The following is a 13,319-nucleotide window of genomic DNA, read 5'->3' on the forward strand; positions in this document are numbered from 1 at the left end:
TTCTATTCATGATTAGAAAAGCCCGATGAAAGAAAGCACTTGGCTTTCATTCACCGGGCTTGTTTTTGCAGTGCATTCATGTAATCGGATATAGAAAATGCCAGTTCTTTTGCCTCTTTTTCAGAAGGTGTGTTGTTAAAAGCATCAGCGAAAGCATGGAGAACGGTTTCCATTAAATGGATTCTCGGTAGGTCGGACTGTATTTCATTAATAAGAAAATCGGCATACTGCTTCCCTTTATGTCCTTCTCCAAGCGAATTTGAAAAGCTTAAGAGGCTTTCAAGTATTTGCTCCTTCGTATATAAATCTTTCTTAAAAGATTCCTCGTAAGGTAAAAATAAACGTTCCCCCAACAGGTTGTCTTTCGTTTGAATCATATTAAGAATAATGGAGTCGGTTCTGCGCAGTATAAAGTTGATAAGCCTGAATGTGTCTACATCCTCCTTAAGGCCGGTCACCCAAACGTTAATAAAATGTTTGAGCATGCCTGCAACCATGATTGCACAATCCAGGGCGTAGGGATCCGCTTCCTTGCCATATACGTCAACCAGTCTTCGGGACAGCCACGCAAGTTCAGCCATGTGATGTTTTTTTATAAATTCTCTCAATTCACGGTCTTTGGAATGAAAAATCGCTTCAAAAAGGGGGACTAATTGCTGTTCTCGATGGATTTCCATCCGGACTGCAATTTGTCTGGCCAAAACTTCTTTATCCGAACGGTCTTTTCCGATCAGTAATTCCTTTCTTCTGGCGGCAGTTATTTCGTGCGCATGAATCAGGATCGTCATCAGGCATTCATTTTTAGATGAAAAATAGTTATAAAACGTACCTTTTGATATCTTTGATTCGTCCAATATGTCCTGAACTGAAGTGGCGGCGAAGCCTTTTTCTATAAAAAGCCGCTGGGCAGTTAATAAAACACGGTGTTTCCGGTCGTTCATCCAATCACCTTTAGACTTGAAGTATAGTCTTATATTAGCCTTTTTTTCTATGTTTATCAATGTTTTAATTGGATAAGAGAACTTTTTATTGCAAAAGTTGAACGCAGAGTATAAAATGTGAAAAGTAATCAGTAATGAGCGATTTCAACGTGAAGGAAGGGAAAACAAAATGGATATGGAAGAACTGCATAAAAAGCCGCCTTATGGCATGATTGCAATCCTTTTTTTCGGCGCATTTGTGGCTTTTTTGAACAATACGCTTCTGAATGTGGCGCTTCCGACAATCATGGCGGAATTTAATGTAAAACCGGCCGTCGTTCAATGGCTTACGAATGGATATATGCTTGTCAATGGGATATTGATCCCGGCAAGTGCTTTTTTTATTCAGAGGTTTACCAACAGAAATCTGTTTTTGACAGCTATGTCGCTGTTTACAATAGGAACCGCATTTGCGGCTTTTGCACCTTCATTCGGTTTTCTTATAGCAGGGCGCATGATTCAGGCTTCCGGTGCAGGGATGATGATGCCGCTGCTTATGAATGTGATGCTAACCGCATTTCCTGTTGAGCGGCGGGGAACCGCCATGGGTATGTTTGGACTCGTGATCATGGCCGCCCCGGCCATCGGGCCGACATTGTCGGGCTGGGTAGTGGAACATTATGATTGGCGTACTCTTTTTAGAATCATCCTGCCTTTTGCCGTCATTACGCTGATTTTTGCATTGTTTAAGTTAAAAAACATCACTCCGACCCGTGATATCAAAGTGAATATATTTTCGCTTATTTTATCAAGCATCGGATTTGGGAGTCTCTTGTACGGATTCAGTACAGCCGGCGATAAGGGCTGGGATGTCCCGGAAGTGTACGGCACCATCGTCATTGGTGTCATTGCGCTTATTATATTTGTCGTACGCCAGCTTAAAATGGAAGACCCGATGCTGGAATTCAGGATTTATAAATATCCGATGTTTGCCCTTTCCTCGGTGATCATGGTAGTAGTTTCGGCTTCCATGTTCTCCGGAATGATTTTGACTCCGATTTATGTTCAGACGATTAGGGAAATCTCGCCGTTCCATGCGGGATTATTGATGCTTCCCGGTGCAATTTTGATGGCCATCATGTCGCCGGTCACAGGAAGGCTTTTCGATAAATACGGAGCAAGGATTTTGGCAGCGATTGGCCTTACGGTAACTGTGATTACAACGTATCTTTTCAGCAGGCTCACCGCGGACACCGGATTTTATCATATTATGTTTCTATACACGATTCGCATGTTCGGAATGTCCCTCGTCATGATGCCTGTAATGACAAATGGCCTGAATCAGCTTCCGATGTCTGCCAATCCACACGGAACTGCCATGAACAACACATTGCAGCAAATTTCCGGCGCGATTGGAACGGCAGTCCTGATCACGATTATGAATAAAAGGATGGAAGCAAGCGGCGCTGAACTTGCGGAAAAAGCAGCGGCTTCAGGCAATGCACCGGCCACTCCCGAAGCTTTAAAAGAATTATCCCAGCAGGCTATGCTTGACGGGATTACACATACATTCCTTATATCAACTTATATCGCGGCAGTTGCGCTTGTGTTGGCAATGTTCATGAAGCGGGTCACTCCCCCGAAGACTGATAAGGCACTCGCTAAAAAATTTAAAACGCAAACCGAATAAGAAAAGCGCAAGGCGCGCAGCCTTAGGCGACAAGCACAAGACGAATTTTGATGAGGCAGCTTTTCAGCCACCACAGCAAAGCAGCTAATTTAAAGCACACCGTGTAAAGCATCACTGAGAGGCTGCGTGCAGCTTTGCGACGAGCTGAACAAGGCTTCCTCGAAAAGGCTGTGGCGCAGGAGCACATTCTTCCTGAATAAGCTTCCTTGCGGCTTGATCCTTGCGCCGATGGCGCCTGAAGCTGGACATTATGTAATCTTTGTTTGAAGAGAAAATTCGGTAAAATTTTATGCTTTCTTTAACTATAAGAAAGACTGTTCTACTGCCTTTGGGATGGATTGAGCTTAGCTCACTCATCCCTTATTTTTTTGCTCCAGTATCCGAGACTCCGCATCTGTCCCTTTCATCAACGATTGACCCACATACAATAAATAGGAGATTATAGGTCAGGAAGTGATGGAATGCATACTAAATATAAAACGGGAAAGAAGGTTGATCCCTCCAATCCGGACACTATTCCGAAGTTCGAGGATGAGCTGCCGATTCCTGCGGTTGCCAGGCCAAGAACCGCCATTAAAGGTAATCCGTATTATGAAATCGCAATGAAACAAATACAGCATCGATATCATCGTCTTTTTCCGACAACAACGGTTTGGGGATATGATGGAATGCATCCCGGCCCCACAATAAAAGTCCGGAAAAACGAAAAAATCTACGTGCGTTGGAAGAATAAATTGCCGAGAAAACATCTTTTGCCAATTGACCGGACGCTTCATGAATCGGCCGGCCCCCCGGACGTCCGGACAGTTGTCCATTTACACGGTGCGAATGTTGCCTGGGAAAGCGATGGCCATCCAGAAGCTTGGTTTTCCAGGGATTTTGCCGAAACGGGTGCAGCCTTCAGGCGTAAAGTATACGAATATACAAACAGGCAAATGGGAGCGACTCTTTGGTATCACGATCACGCCATTGGCATTACAAGGCTGAATGTATACGCTGGTTTAGCAGGGTTCTATCTGATTGAAGATCCGGTGGAAAAGCAACTGAAATTGCCCAAAGGCCCATATGATATACCTTTGATGATTCAGGACCGGTCATTCCGTTCGGACGGTTCATTATTTTACCCGGAAAACACTACTCCGCCAGCACCTGTAAACCCGTCTGTGCAGCCTTTTTTTATCGGGAATACGATAGCGGTTAACGGGAAGCTCTGGCCCAAATTATCAGTCGAGCCCCGCAAATACCGTTTCCGCATTTTAAATGCCTCCAATACGAATGCCTATACATTGAGATTGGGAGACGGCCGGACTTTCTATCAGATCGCAACAGATGGCGGATTGCTTGAAAAACCTGTTGAACTGACAGCTCTTCCTTTGGAACCTGCTGAACGCTCGGAGGTGATCATCGATTTTTCAAAACACAAAGGAAAAAAAATCATTTTGCAAAATACAAATGATGACGGGAATATGGGAGTGATTATGCGTTTTGATGTGGTCCTGCCTTTAAAAGGGAGGGATTCCAGCGAGATACCGGATAAGATGATGTCGGATGAACTGATATTGGACGAAAATAAGGCCGATAAAACCAGATTATTAAAGCTTGATGCGATCCAAGATGAATATAATAGACCAGTATTGTTGCTGGATGACCGAATGTGGCATGATCCTGTCACTGAGAAACCAGTCATTGGTAATACGGAAGTTTGGAAATTGATCAACATCACTAACTTTCCCCATCCCATTCACATCCATCTGATCCAATTTAAAATTTTGCATAGAATACCGTTTGACCTGGAGCGCTTTAACCAAGACGGCCATATTCAATACACCGGCCCTCCGATTGAACCTGAGATACATGAGAGGGGATGGAAAGACACGGTGAAAGCCGAGCCAGGTATGGTTACAAGTGTCATTATGCAATTTACGGAAAATCCCGGCGAATATGTATGGCACTGCCATATACTGGAACATGAAGATTATGACATGATGCGGCCAATGAGGGTAGTAGAAAAGGAAGAATAGCCATTGCTTAGGGCATGCTTTGCGTGCCCTGTCCTATGTTACAATAAAGTGGACAAGTTGTAGCAGGGTGTGATGGCTTTGGAGGAAAAAGAGGATAGAAATGTCGACAGGGACTTAATTGAAAGAATTGATGAAGAAGAAATGCAGGAGCTCCTGCAACAAGCCCAGGAAGAAGCTTTGCTTAAGGAATCTTTTGAAAAACAACATGAAAAAACATCACGGCGTTTTCCCAGATGGTTGTTTTGGCTGATCTCCGGCGTGTTTTTATTCAGTACCTTTTCTTTTATTTTTCAAATTTATTCGATACCCGCTATTGAATTCCTGGCAGCTTCAGCCCGAATGTCAACGGATGAAAAAGTTCAAGATTATAAAAAATCAGTTGTTACAATCGCCGCTGGTGACAGTAAAGGAACGGGGTTTTCCATCTCAAACGATGGCAAGATTTTAACAAATTATCATGTCATAGAAGGCTATGGCCAAGTGACCGTGGATTTTCCGGACGCCGGAATTTTTACGGCGGATGTAGTGGAAACGTATGAAGATATCGATTTGGCTGTCCTTGACGTTGATGGAGAAAAATTGCCTTATTTGGAGCTTGAAAAGCATCCGGAATTTACCGAACATGAACAGGTAATGTTTATCGGTAACCCTCTCTATTTTCACGGAATTGCGAATGAAGGGGCGATTATTGATATGGTTCGTTTAAGCGGCTGGAATGATGATGTCGTGATGATGAAAGCCCCGGTATATCGCGGAAACAGCGGAAGTCCTGTCATAAATGAAAACGGACAGGCCATAGGAGTTATTTTTGCGACGCTGAAGCATGAGGAATATGGGAAAGTCGGTCTTTTCGTGCCGATCGGGTTGTTTCTGGATCGCGCGCAAGAAACTGAATAACGGGATAAGAAAACTGCATTAACGCAATTTTATCGAGAAACCGGCACTTTGAGCGCAGGCAACAAGACAAAATTCAATTTTTGCCGGCATTTCTAATCGGCAATATTGTCAAAACCCGTTCCTTGCAATAACACATGCGTTTTTTATAATGGAATAAACTTTGAAATTTGATTTTTCACATAGGCTCCCGGAGGGGATGAAGATGTTCAGGAGAAGGATCAAACATACCCAGCGCTATCAGGAGATTATCAACGCTTTTTTAAAAAACGGGCTCAGTCATTTTCTGTTTCGCATGGGTTTGATAGACCGTTCAAAAACTGCGCAAATTACAGAGGAAAATATCAATTTGGTAGACATAGGGATCAGGCTTCGCGCAGCATTGCAGGGATTGGGGCCGACTTTTATCAAGCTCGGCCAGATTGCAAGTACGCGGCGTGACATGATTCCGGAGGAAATTGCTTCTGAATTGGAAAAGCTTCAGGATAATGTTCAGCCTTTTTCCTATGAGGAGGTTCTTGTAACTGTAGAGGCGGAGCTTGGCGATCCGATAGACAGTCTTTTTCAGGCGTTTAGCGAAACACCGCTTGCGACCGCCTCAATCGGACAGGTTCATACAGCACAGCTTTTCACGGGAGAGGAAGTGGCAGTAAAAGTTCAGCGTCCGGACATCCGATCGATCATGGATACGGACTTGGAGATTTTGCATGATCTGGCCAGAGTGGTCGAAAATAGGCTGGAATGGGCAAGAAGATACCGTCTCCGGGAAATGATCGAGGAGTTTTCCCTTTCTTTGCGCAATGAACTGGACTACGAAGTGGAAGGGCGCAATGGGGAAAGGGTTGCGAGATAATTTGAAAGTGACTCAACCATTCACATACCCAAAATTTATTGGGATCTGACGTCAAAGAAAGTCCTTACGATGGAAATGATCAAGGGAATCAAAGTAACTCATATAGAAGAGCTGGATGAAAAAAGTTATGACCGGGAACTGATTGCTGCAAGGCTGGCCGATTCAATGTTCACCCAAGTTCTGGAGTATGGATTTTTTCATGGCGATCCGCATCCGGGGAATATTTATATTTTACCTGACAATGTGATTGCCTATTTGGACTTTGGGATGGTGGGCCAGTTAAGGGAGGATTTGAAATACCATTTTGCCTCACTTTTGATCAATCTGCAGCAGGGAAGTTCAAAAGGAATGATCAAGACATTTTCCGCGATGGATCTTCTCGATGAGAACACAGATGTGCCGCAGCTTAAATATGATTTGGAATGTTTGATCACCAAATACTATGACACTTCCTTTAATGAAATCAAAATGGGGGCCGCGCTTGCCGATGTGTTTGCGGTCGCTTACCGTCACCGTGTGAGAATACCGACTGAAATTGCCATATTGGGCAAAGCGATCCTTACGATGGAGGAGATCATTAAAAAGCTGGATCCTGGTTTCAGTGTGATGAAAGCGGTCAGGCCTTTTGGTGAAAAATTGTTCAAACAAAGGCTGAATCCAAAAAATATTCTGAGCAGATCATGGGATGATCTCGTCGAAAACATGGAAATTATCCGGGATTTGCCAAAGGATTTAAAAGAAATTGCGACAACGGTCAAAAAAGGAAGGCTGCGTTTTGATATCAACGTGAAAGAACTGCAGACTTTTCTGCAAAGGCTTGATAAAATCAGCAACCGTCTTTCTTTCAGCATCATTCTGCTTTCCTTCAGCATCTTAATGGTCGGCTTGATCATCGGGACCGCCATCGCTGACAAACAAGCATTATTATTCAGGTTCCCTGTCATTGAAATAGGCTCGATCATTGCGACATTCATGTTTTTATTTATGATTTTTTCGATTTTCAGGTCCGGAAGGATGTAGAAAAAACCCGATTGCGGGTTTTTTTGCATTTATATAGATATTAACCTTAAACTGCTTTGTGATCCGTTGGGATGACAATGGAAGCAGTCCAGGAGGCAACCATTCCTTCTGGCTGCCGGCTCTTCGCACATTTTTATAAATATGGCAGAAAAATAATGGTATAATAGGAGAAAAGATTTCCGGGAAGGGGACCGGCAATTCTATGAAAATTAATAAATTTGTCATGCCGGAGCTTATATTTGGAAACGGTTCCATTAATCTAGTGGGTGAAAGCTGTGCAAGGCTTGGGGCAAGGAAACTTTTTATCGCCACAGATCCGGGGGTCCTGGCTTCAGATTGGTTTGAACAAGTGACAGCCAGTTGCAAAAACGCGAAGCTCCCTTATGTCATTTTTGCAGACATTACGACGAATCCGAAAGATTACGAGGTCGATAAAGGCGTATATCAGTATTTACAAGAGGAATGTGACGCGGTTGTCGGGGTAGGAGGCGGCAGCGCCATCGATGTGGCAAAAGCGGTCGCTGTACTGGCAACGAATGGAGGAAGCATTCAGGATTATGAAGGGGTTGATAAAATCAAGATGCCGCTGCCCCCGCAGGTGATGGTGGCAACCACTGCCGGCTCAGGCTCCGAGGTTTCCCAATTTTCAATTATTATAGATTCGGAGAAAAAGAAGAAACTGACGATCATCTCGAAATCTCTCATCCCTGATATAGCGATTGTCGATCCGCAGACGTTGATGACAAAAAGCCCCCATTTGACAGCAACGACGGGATTGGACGTGCTCACTCATGCAATCGAATCATTCGTCAGTATCGCAGCGACACCGCTGACAGATGTGCAGGCTATAAGTGCTATTAGACTTGTAGCTCAAAACTTACGGCCGTCTGTTGCTTCCAGAATGAATAAAGAGGCAAAGGCAAAGATGGCGATGGCCAGTGTACAGGCCGGACTTGCCTTCTCAAATGCGATTCTTGGAGCGGTGCATGCGATGAGCCATGCGATTGGCGGACGTTTCTTGCTGCCGCACGGTGATGTGAACGCCATTTTACTTCCTTATGTGATGGAATTTAATTATTTGGCCTGTCCTGAAAAGTTTTTGCAAATTGCTGAGTTGTTTGGTGAAGAGAGCAGCAGACGATCCACGATTGATTCAGGACTGAGGGCGATTGAATACGTCAAAAAGCTTTCGGCGGATATTGGCGCACCCCGGCGGCTATCCGAAATGGGCTTGTCCGAATCGGATGCCCCCATCGTAGGCCAAGTGGCCATCGAAGATGCCTGTATGATTACAAACCCGCGTGACATTACAGCAGCGGATGTTGAACGGTTGTTTAAACTCGCATTATAGGAGGGCACCTTATGTCAGACAGACTACAGATGATTGAGCGGCTGGTTGGAGTTTCGTCGTCAAAAATCAACTATTATACGGAACTCAAAAGTACAATTGATGAAATGAAAAAGAAAAATACGCAGCTGGAGATCATCAATGAAGTTATGAGAAGTTTCAATATTGATATGTCAATGGACGACATGCTGAAAAATATATTGGAAAAACTGCAGCAGATTTTTCCGCTTAAAAGGTTGAGTCTTTCCATTTTAAAGAACGGCAAACTCATGCCGGCCAATGTATACCCCCACGATTATGCGCATCTCGATGTCGGCAATCCGATTCCCAATGAAGGGTCCCTTTATTGGAAAGTGGCGGATTCCGGCGCCTCCTGCGTGTATCTGGTTAATGGGAATGAGAGGAAAGAATACAGTGAAACTCCGGCTTTTAAAAAACTAGGCCTGCGCCAGGTGCTTGTCTTTCCCCTTTATGGTAAAGGGCGGATCCTCGGTGTTTTAAGTCTTGGCAGCGCACAGCAACAGGATTATGACGGCGAAGACCTCGCTTTTTTGCAGCAGCTTTCGGACCAACTGGCAGTCTGCATTGAAAATGTCCGCTTGTATAATGAGGTGCTGAATAGTAAAAAGGAGTGGGAACAGACATTTCTTGCGGTTGCCGATCCCATCATGCAAGTTGATTTGAATGGCAATATCCTGAGATGTAATGGATCCGTCTATTCTTTTTTTCATCTGAACGGAAAAGATATTTCGCACATGACATTGGATGATCTATTATACAGGCAGCAGGCAGAGCCTGACAGCCCATTTCAAGAAACCCGGAAAACGAAAGAGACGGCCTATCGTGAAATTACATTGCATGACAAGACCATTTGCGAAGTGCATACATATCCGATCATGAATGAAAAGGAAGAGATGTACGGGGTGATCGCCTATATAAAAGATGTGACTGAAAAGCGCCATTTCGAAGCGCGCATGATGCAGTCCGGCAAATTGGCCGCATTGGGGGAAATGGCTGCAGGCGTCGCCCATGAATTAAATAATCCTTTGACGGCGATTCTTGGAAATACCCAGCTTTTGATGCGGAAAGCGAACGAAAACGAGTCTTCCCACGTGTTGCTGACAGATATTTTTAAATGCAGCAAACGGTGCCAGGACATTATTCGAAATTTGCTTACATTTTCCCGGCAGGATGAATATCTTTTCCAGACATGTTCGATCAATGAGGCGGTAGAGCAAGTACTGAGTCTCGTCGGATATCAAATTCGCCAAAGCCATATCGAGTTGGAGATTGACCTGGATTCAAATGTGCCTTTTATTGATGGAAGCATTCAGCAACTGGAGCAGATTATCATCAATTTACTTTTAAATGCAAAAGATGCACTGGATGAGGTGGATAAGACTGGAAAAGAAATCTCCATCCGGACGGAAAGCGGCGCGGAAGAAGTCACTCTTTCGGTCATTGACAATGGAACGGGCATTGATCCGGAAAAATTGAAGGAAATATTCCATCCTTTTTATACGACGAAAGAAGCTGTAAAGGGGACAGGACTGGGTCTATCGGTCAGCCTCGGTATTGCGGAGGCTCATGGCGGAACGATTGATGTAAAGAGCGAGCCGGGAAAGGGCAGCGCATTTATCCTCCGTTTGCCGGTAAAAAAGATTCGATGTAAGGCGGGTGAGAACGGTGGCCAACATATTGATCGTCGATGATGATCGGGAGGTCGGCAATTTTTTACGTTATTTTTTTAAGGAGAAAGGCTTCGAGGTGCACATGGCATACAGCGGCCAGGACTTCAGACGGCTATTTGGGCAGCAGGCCTATCATCTGGCATTGATCGATGTGAAGCTTCCCGACACAAGCGGGCTGGACATATTAAAGGACCTATCTGCACATATGCCATCATGCAAAACCATTGTCATGACCGGTTACAGTACGGTTAAAGTGGCTGTTGATGCGATCAAGCTCGGGGCCAATGACTTTATTGAGAAACCGTTTGATGACTTGGATGATTTGGAAAGGACAATCGATCATCTTCTGGCGAATAAGGCGACAGCTGCGGAAACCGACATTCAAGGACTGGCAAAGGAATGCGGCATCGTGACAGAAAAAAGCGATGCGATGGCTCGGTTGCTGACGCTTGCTTATAAAATCGCTCCGAAAAATATAAATGTCCTGATCCAGGGAGAAACAGGAACAGGGAAGGAGCTTTTAGCTCATTTCATTCACCGTGCGAGCCAGCGAAACGGACAGCCTTTTATCGGCATCAACTGCGGCGCCCTAACTGAAACACTGCTGGAAAGCGAATTGTTCGGCCACGAAAAGGGAGCGTTCACTGGAGCGGCGAAGGAAAGAAGAGGTGTGTTTGAAATTGCCGGAAAAGGAACTTTGTTTTTGGATGAAATCGGAGAGGCGTCGATATCCACACAGGTGAAGCTGCTGCGTGTTTTGGAAACCGGCGAGTATATGCGGGTGGGCGGTGAAGCGGTACAAAAGACAAATACCCGTATTGTTTCTGCGACTCATGTTGACTTGGCTGAAGCAGTAACCAATAGAGCGTTCCGTGAAGACCTCCTATACCGGCTGGATGTCGTAAAGCTGGTCATCCCTCCATTACGGGAAAGGCGGGAAGACATCCGGCTGATTGCGGAACATCTGCTGGAAAAAGCAGGGGTGGCGGTACAATTGAACGAGGCTGCTGCGACGCTCCTTGAGCAGTATGAATGGCCCGGGAATGTAAGGGAGTTGTCCAATGTCATCAAGCGCGCTATATCGATCATGGATGAGGGCAGCGGAGTCATAACACCAAAGCATTTGCCGAAAAAAATTCTCTCTGGAAAGTCCCTGTTGATTGAAAAGGTAAAACCAAAAGAAGAGAGTTTTGAGGAATTTTTAAAACAATGGACTGAGGATATGCTGGAAATCTGGAATAATGAGGGAAAAGTGGAAATGGAGATGGTCCTCAACAAGGTAAAGGTGCTGGAGCGTGAGATTGGCAGGGCATTCGTCATGAAAGTTTTAAAGGAAACGGTAGGAGACCGTCAAGAAGCCGCTGGAAGATTGAACATAAGCATGCGAAAGCTCCGATATTTATTGAACGAAAAAGGGCAGCCGTCCATAAAATGAACGGGTGCCCTGTTTATGGTGGTATAGGAAATTATAAAGCGCTTAATTTGTTGATAACTCATTATCTTTTTGTGCTACGTCCGGCTCCAGCGCCTATCGACTAGCAGACTTCACGCTTCTTCCTACGATAAGTCAACATCGCTCCGCTCCGCTGCGCGTGTTTCCTTTATCTCGTCAGAAGCACTCCAGTCTGTACGTCGATAAACAGGCGCTTGCGCCTTTGTTTTTCTCTGGAACGGATCATGCACCTTGGATTGCATATCCGGATCACCAGGTGGAAGCGGAGTACCGGAGTTTCCTTGAAAAGAATGTATTCCGGCTGTTTAATCTTGATGGAAAAATTGGTCTTGCTTTAAAACGTCAATACTACACGTCCGTTGATCTGGCCTTTTTCCATTCGATCAAATACGTGGTTGATTTCATCAAGCTCAGCAGTAGATACAATGGCTTTAACTTTCCCATCTGCGGCAAATTGAAGGGCTTCCTGCATATCTTTTCGTGTGCCGACGATGGAGCCTTTGACTGTTACACCGTTTAAAACCGTATTGAAAATCGGAACAGGGATCTCATCGTTGGGCAATCCGACAAGCACTACCGAGCCCCCGCGTTTGACAGAATGATAAGCCTGTTCGAATGCGGCTTTGTTTACCGCCACGCTGATAGCAGCCTGAACGCCGCCCACTTGATCCTTGATGGCTTGCGCCGGGTCTGAGGTTTTCCCGTTAACAGTCAAATCAGCCCCTAAGTCTTTAGCAAGTTGGAGCTTATCATCATTGATATCGACAGCCACTACATTGAAGCCCATGGCTTTTGCATATTGAAGGGCAATATGGCCCAACCCGCCAATGCCGTAAATCGCAACCCAATCGCCGGCCTTGGCACCGGAGACTTTCAGAGCCTTATAAGTGGTCACTCCTGCACATAAAATTGGTGCAATTTCCACGGGGTCGACGCCATCCGGAATTCTTGCGACGTAATCAGCGGGCGCCACGCAATATTCGGCAAAAGCACCATCAGCGGAGTAGCCGCCATTCAATTGATTTGGGCAGAGTGTTTCATTTCCGGATAGACAATACTCGCATTCTCCACAAGCCCTAAAAAGCCATGGAATCCCGACGCGGTCCCCTTTTCTCAAAGAAGTTACGCCTTGTCCAACCTGTTCAACAATACCGACACCTTCGTGGCCCGGAATGACCGGAAGCTTCGGCTTGACCGGCCAGTCTCCATGTGCGGCATGCAGGTCGGTGTGGCAAACCCCGCATGCTTCCATTCTGATCAAAACTTCACCAAGCTTCGGCTGGGGAATTTCCACCTCCTTAATTTCAAGTTTTTCTTGGAACTCATTGACGACTGCTGCTCTCATTACTGATTCCTCCTTGGGTATGATGGCTTGCTTGTAAACTTAATATTGCAAAAATAGTGCCAGCTTGATTTTGTTCATAAATTG

9 protein-coding genes and 1 pseudogene are annotated in these 13,319 nt (G+C 45.1%); 8 read left to right on the plus strand and 2 right to left on the minus strand.

The genetic code is table 11. The annotated features are described in order from the left end of the window. Positions 1–50 precede the first annotated feature (50 nt). Complete coding sequence (locus tag D4N35_RS12340; RefSeq protein WP_120074053.1) at positions 51–941, minus strand: TetR/AcrR family transcriptional regulator; 891 nt, start codon at positions 939–941, stop codon at positions 51–53. Between the two features lie 169 nt (positions 942–1,110). Between D4N35_RS12340 and D4N35_RS12345 the strand changes: the two genes are divergently transcribed. The 8 genes and pseudogenes from D4N35_RS12345 (at position 1,111) to D4N35_RS12375 (ending at position 11,872) form a co-directional block, all read left to right on the plus strand. Continuing rightward, complete coding sequence (locus tag D4N35_RS12345) at positions 1,111–2,610, plus strand: DHA2 family efflux MFS transporter permease subunit (protein WP_120074056.1); 1,500 nt, start codon at positions 1,111–1,113, stop codon at positions 2,608–2,610. A 461-nt stretch (positions 2,611–3,071) separates the two neighbouring features. Further along, positions 3,072–4,631 (plus strand): multicopper oxidase family protein, encoded by a 1,560-nt coding sequence (locus D4N35_RS12350; protein WP_120074058.1) that lies wholly within the window; start codon positions 3,072–3,074, stop codon positions 4,629–4,631. Positions 4,632–4,703: 72 nt separating this feature from the next. Continuing rightward, on the plus strand, positions 4,704–5,528 hold the full coding sequence (locus tag D4N35_RS12355; RefSeq protein ID WP_235870382.1) for a S1C family serine protease: 825 nt from the start codon (positions 4,704–4,706) through the stop codon (positions 5,526–5,528). A 439-nt stretch (positions 5,529–5,967) separates the two neighbouring features. Then, positions 5,968–6,966, plus strand: a pseudogene (locus D4N35_RS12360) (ABC1 kinase family protein); the annotation flags it as partial. Positions 6,967–6,984: 18 nt separating this feature from the next. Continuing rightward, positions 6,985–7,398: a hypothetical protein gene (locus tag D4N35_RS18730; protein ID WP_500142625.1), complete on the plus strand. Its 414-nt coding sequence runs from the start codon at positions 6,985–6,987 to the stop codon at positions 7,396–7,398. 202 nt (positions 7,399–7,600) lie between these two features. After that, complete coding sequence (locus D4N35_RS12365) at positions 7,601–8,749, plus strand: iron-containing alcohol dehydrogenase (protein ID WP_120074060.1); 1,149 nt, start codon at positions 7,601–7,603, stop codon at positions 8,747–8,749. Positions 8,750–8,760: 11 nt separating this feature from the next. Next, complete coding sequence (locus tag D4N35_RS12370) at positions 8,761–10,458, plus strand: sensor histidine kinase (RefSeq protein ID WP_120074062.1); 1,698 nt, start codon at positions 8,761–8,763, stop codon at positions 10,456–10,458. Beyond that, on the plus strand, positions 10,433–11,872 hold the full coding sequence (locus tag D4N35_RS12375; RefSeq protein WP_120074064.1) for a sigma-54-dependent transcriptional regulator: 1,440 nt from the start codon (positions 10,433–10,435) through the stop codon (positions 11,870–11,872). Before D4N35_RS12370 ends, D4N35_RS12375 begins: the two co-directional genes overlap by 26 nt. A gap of 352 nt (positions 11,873–12,224) precedes the next feature. Here the strand turns inward: D4N35_RS12375 and adhP are convergent, their stop codons facing one another. Continuing rightward, entirely contained in the window at positions 12,225–13,235 is a 1,011-nt protein-coding gene (adhP, locus tag D4N35_RS12380; protein WP_120074066.1) for an alcohol dehydrogenase AdhP, read from the minus strand. Between the last annotated feature and the right edge of the window lie 84 nt (positions 13,236–13,319).

Source organism: Siminovitchia fortis (genome assembly GCF_003605365.2).
In the GTDB taxonomy this organism is placed as follows: domain Bacteria; phylum Bacillota; class Bacilli; order Bacillales; family Bacillaceae_C; genus Siminovitchia; species Siminovitchia fortis.

Bases quoted from the DNA above. Each gene is read 5' to 3' on its own strand.
- D4N35_RS12340 (WP_120074053.1), bottom strand. From the start codon at position 941: ATGAACGACCGGAAACACCGTGTTTTATTAACTGCCCAGCGGCTTTTT.
- D4N35_RS12345 (WP_120074056.1), top strand. From the start codon at position 1,111: ATGGATATGGAAGAACTGCATAAAAAGCCGCCTTATGGCATGATTGCA.
- D4N35_RS12350 (WP_120074058.1), top strand. From the start codon at position 3,072: ATGCATACTAAATATAAAACGGGAAAGAAGGTTGATCCCTCCAATCCG.
- D4N35_RS12355 (WP_235870382.1), top strand. From the start codon at position 4,704: ATGGCTTTGGAGGAAAAAGAGGATAGAAATGTCGACAGGGACTTAATT.
- D4N35_RS18730 (WP_500142625.1), top strand. From the start codon at position 6,985: ATGAAAGCGGTCAGGCCTTTTGGTGAAAAATTGTTCAAACAAAGGCTG.
- D4N35_RS12365 (WP_120074060.1), top strand. From the start codon at position 7,601: ATGAAAATTAATAAATTTGTCATGCCGGAGCTTATATTTGGAAACGGT.
- D4N35_RS12370 (WP_120074062.1), top strand. From the start codon at position 8,761: ATGTCAGACAGACTACAGATGATTGAGCGGCTGGTTGGAGTTTCGTCG.
- adhP (WP_120074066.1), bottom strand. From the start codon at position 13,235: ATGAGAGCAGCAGTCGTCAATGAGTTCCAAGAAAAACTTGAAATTAAG.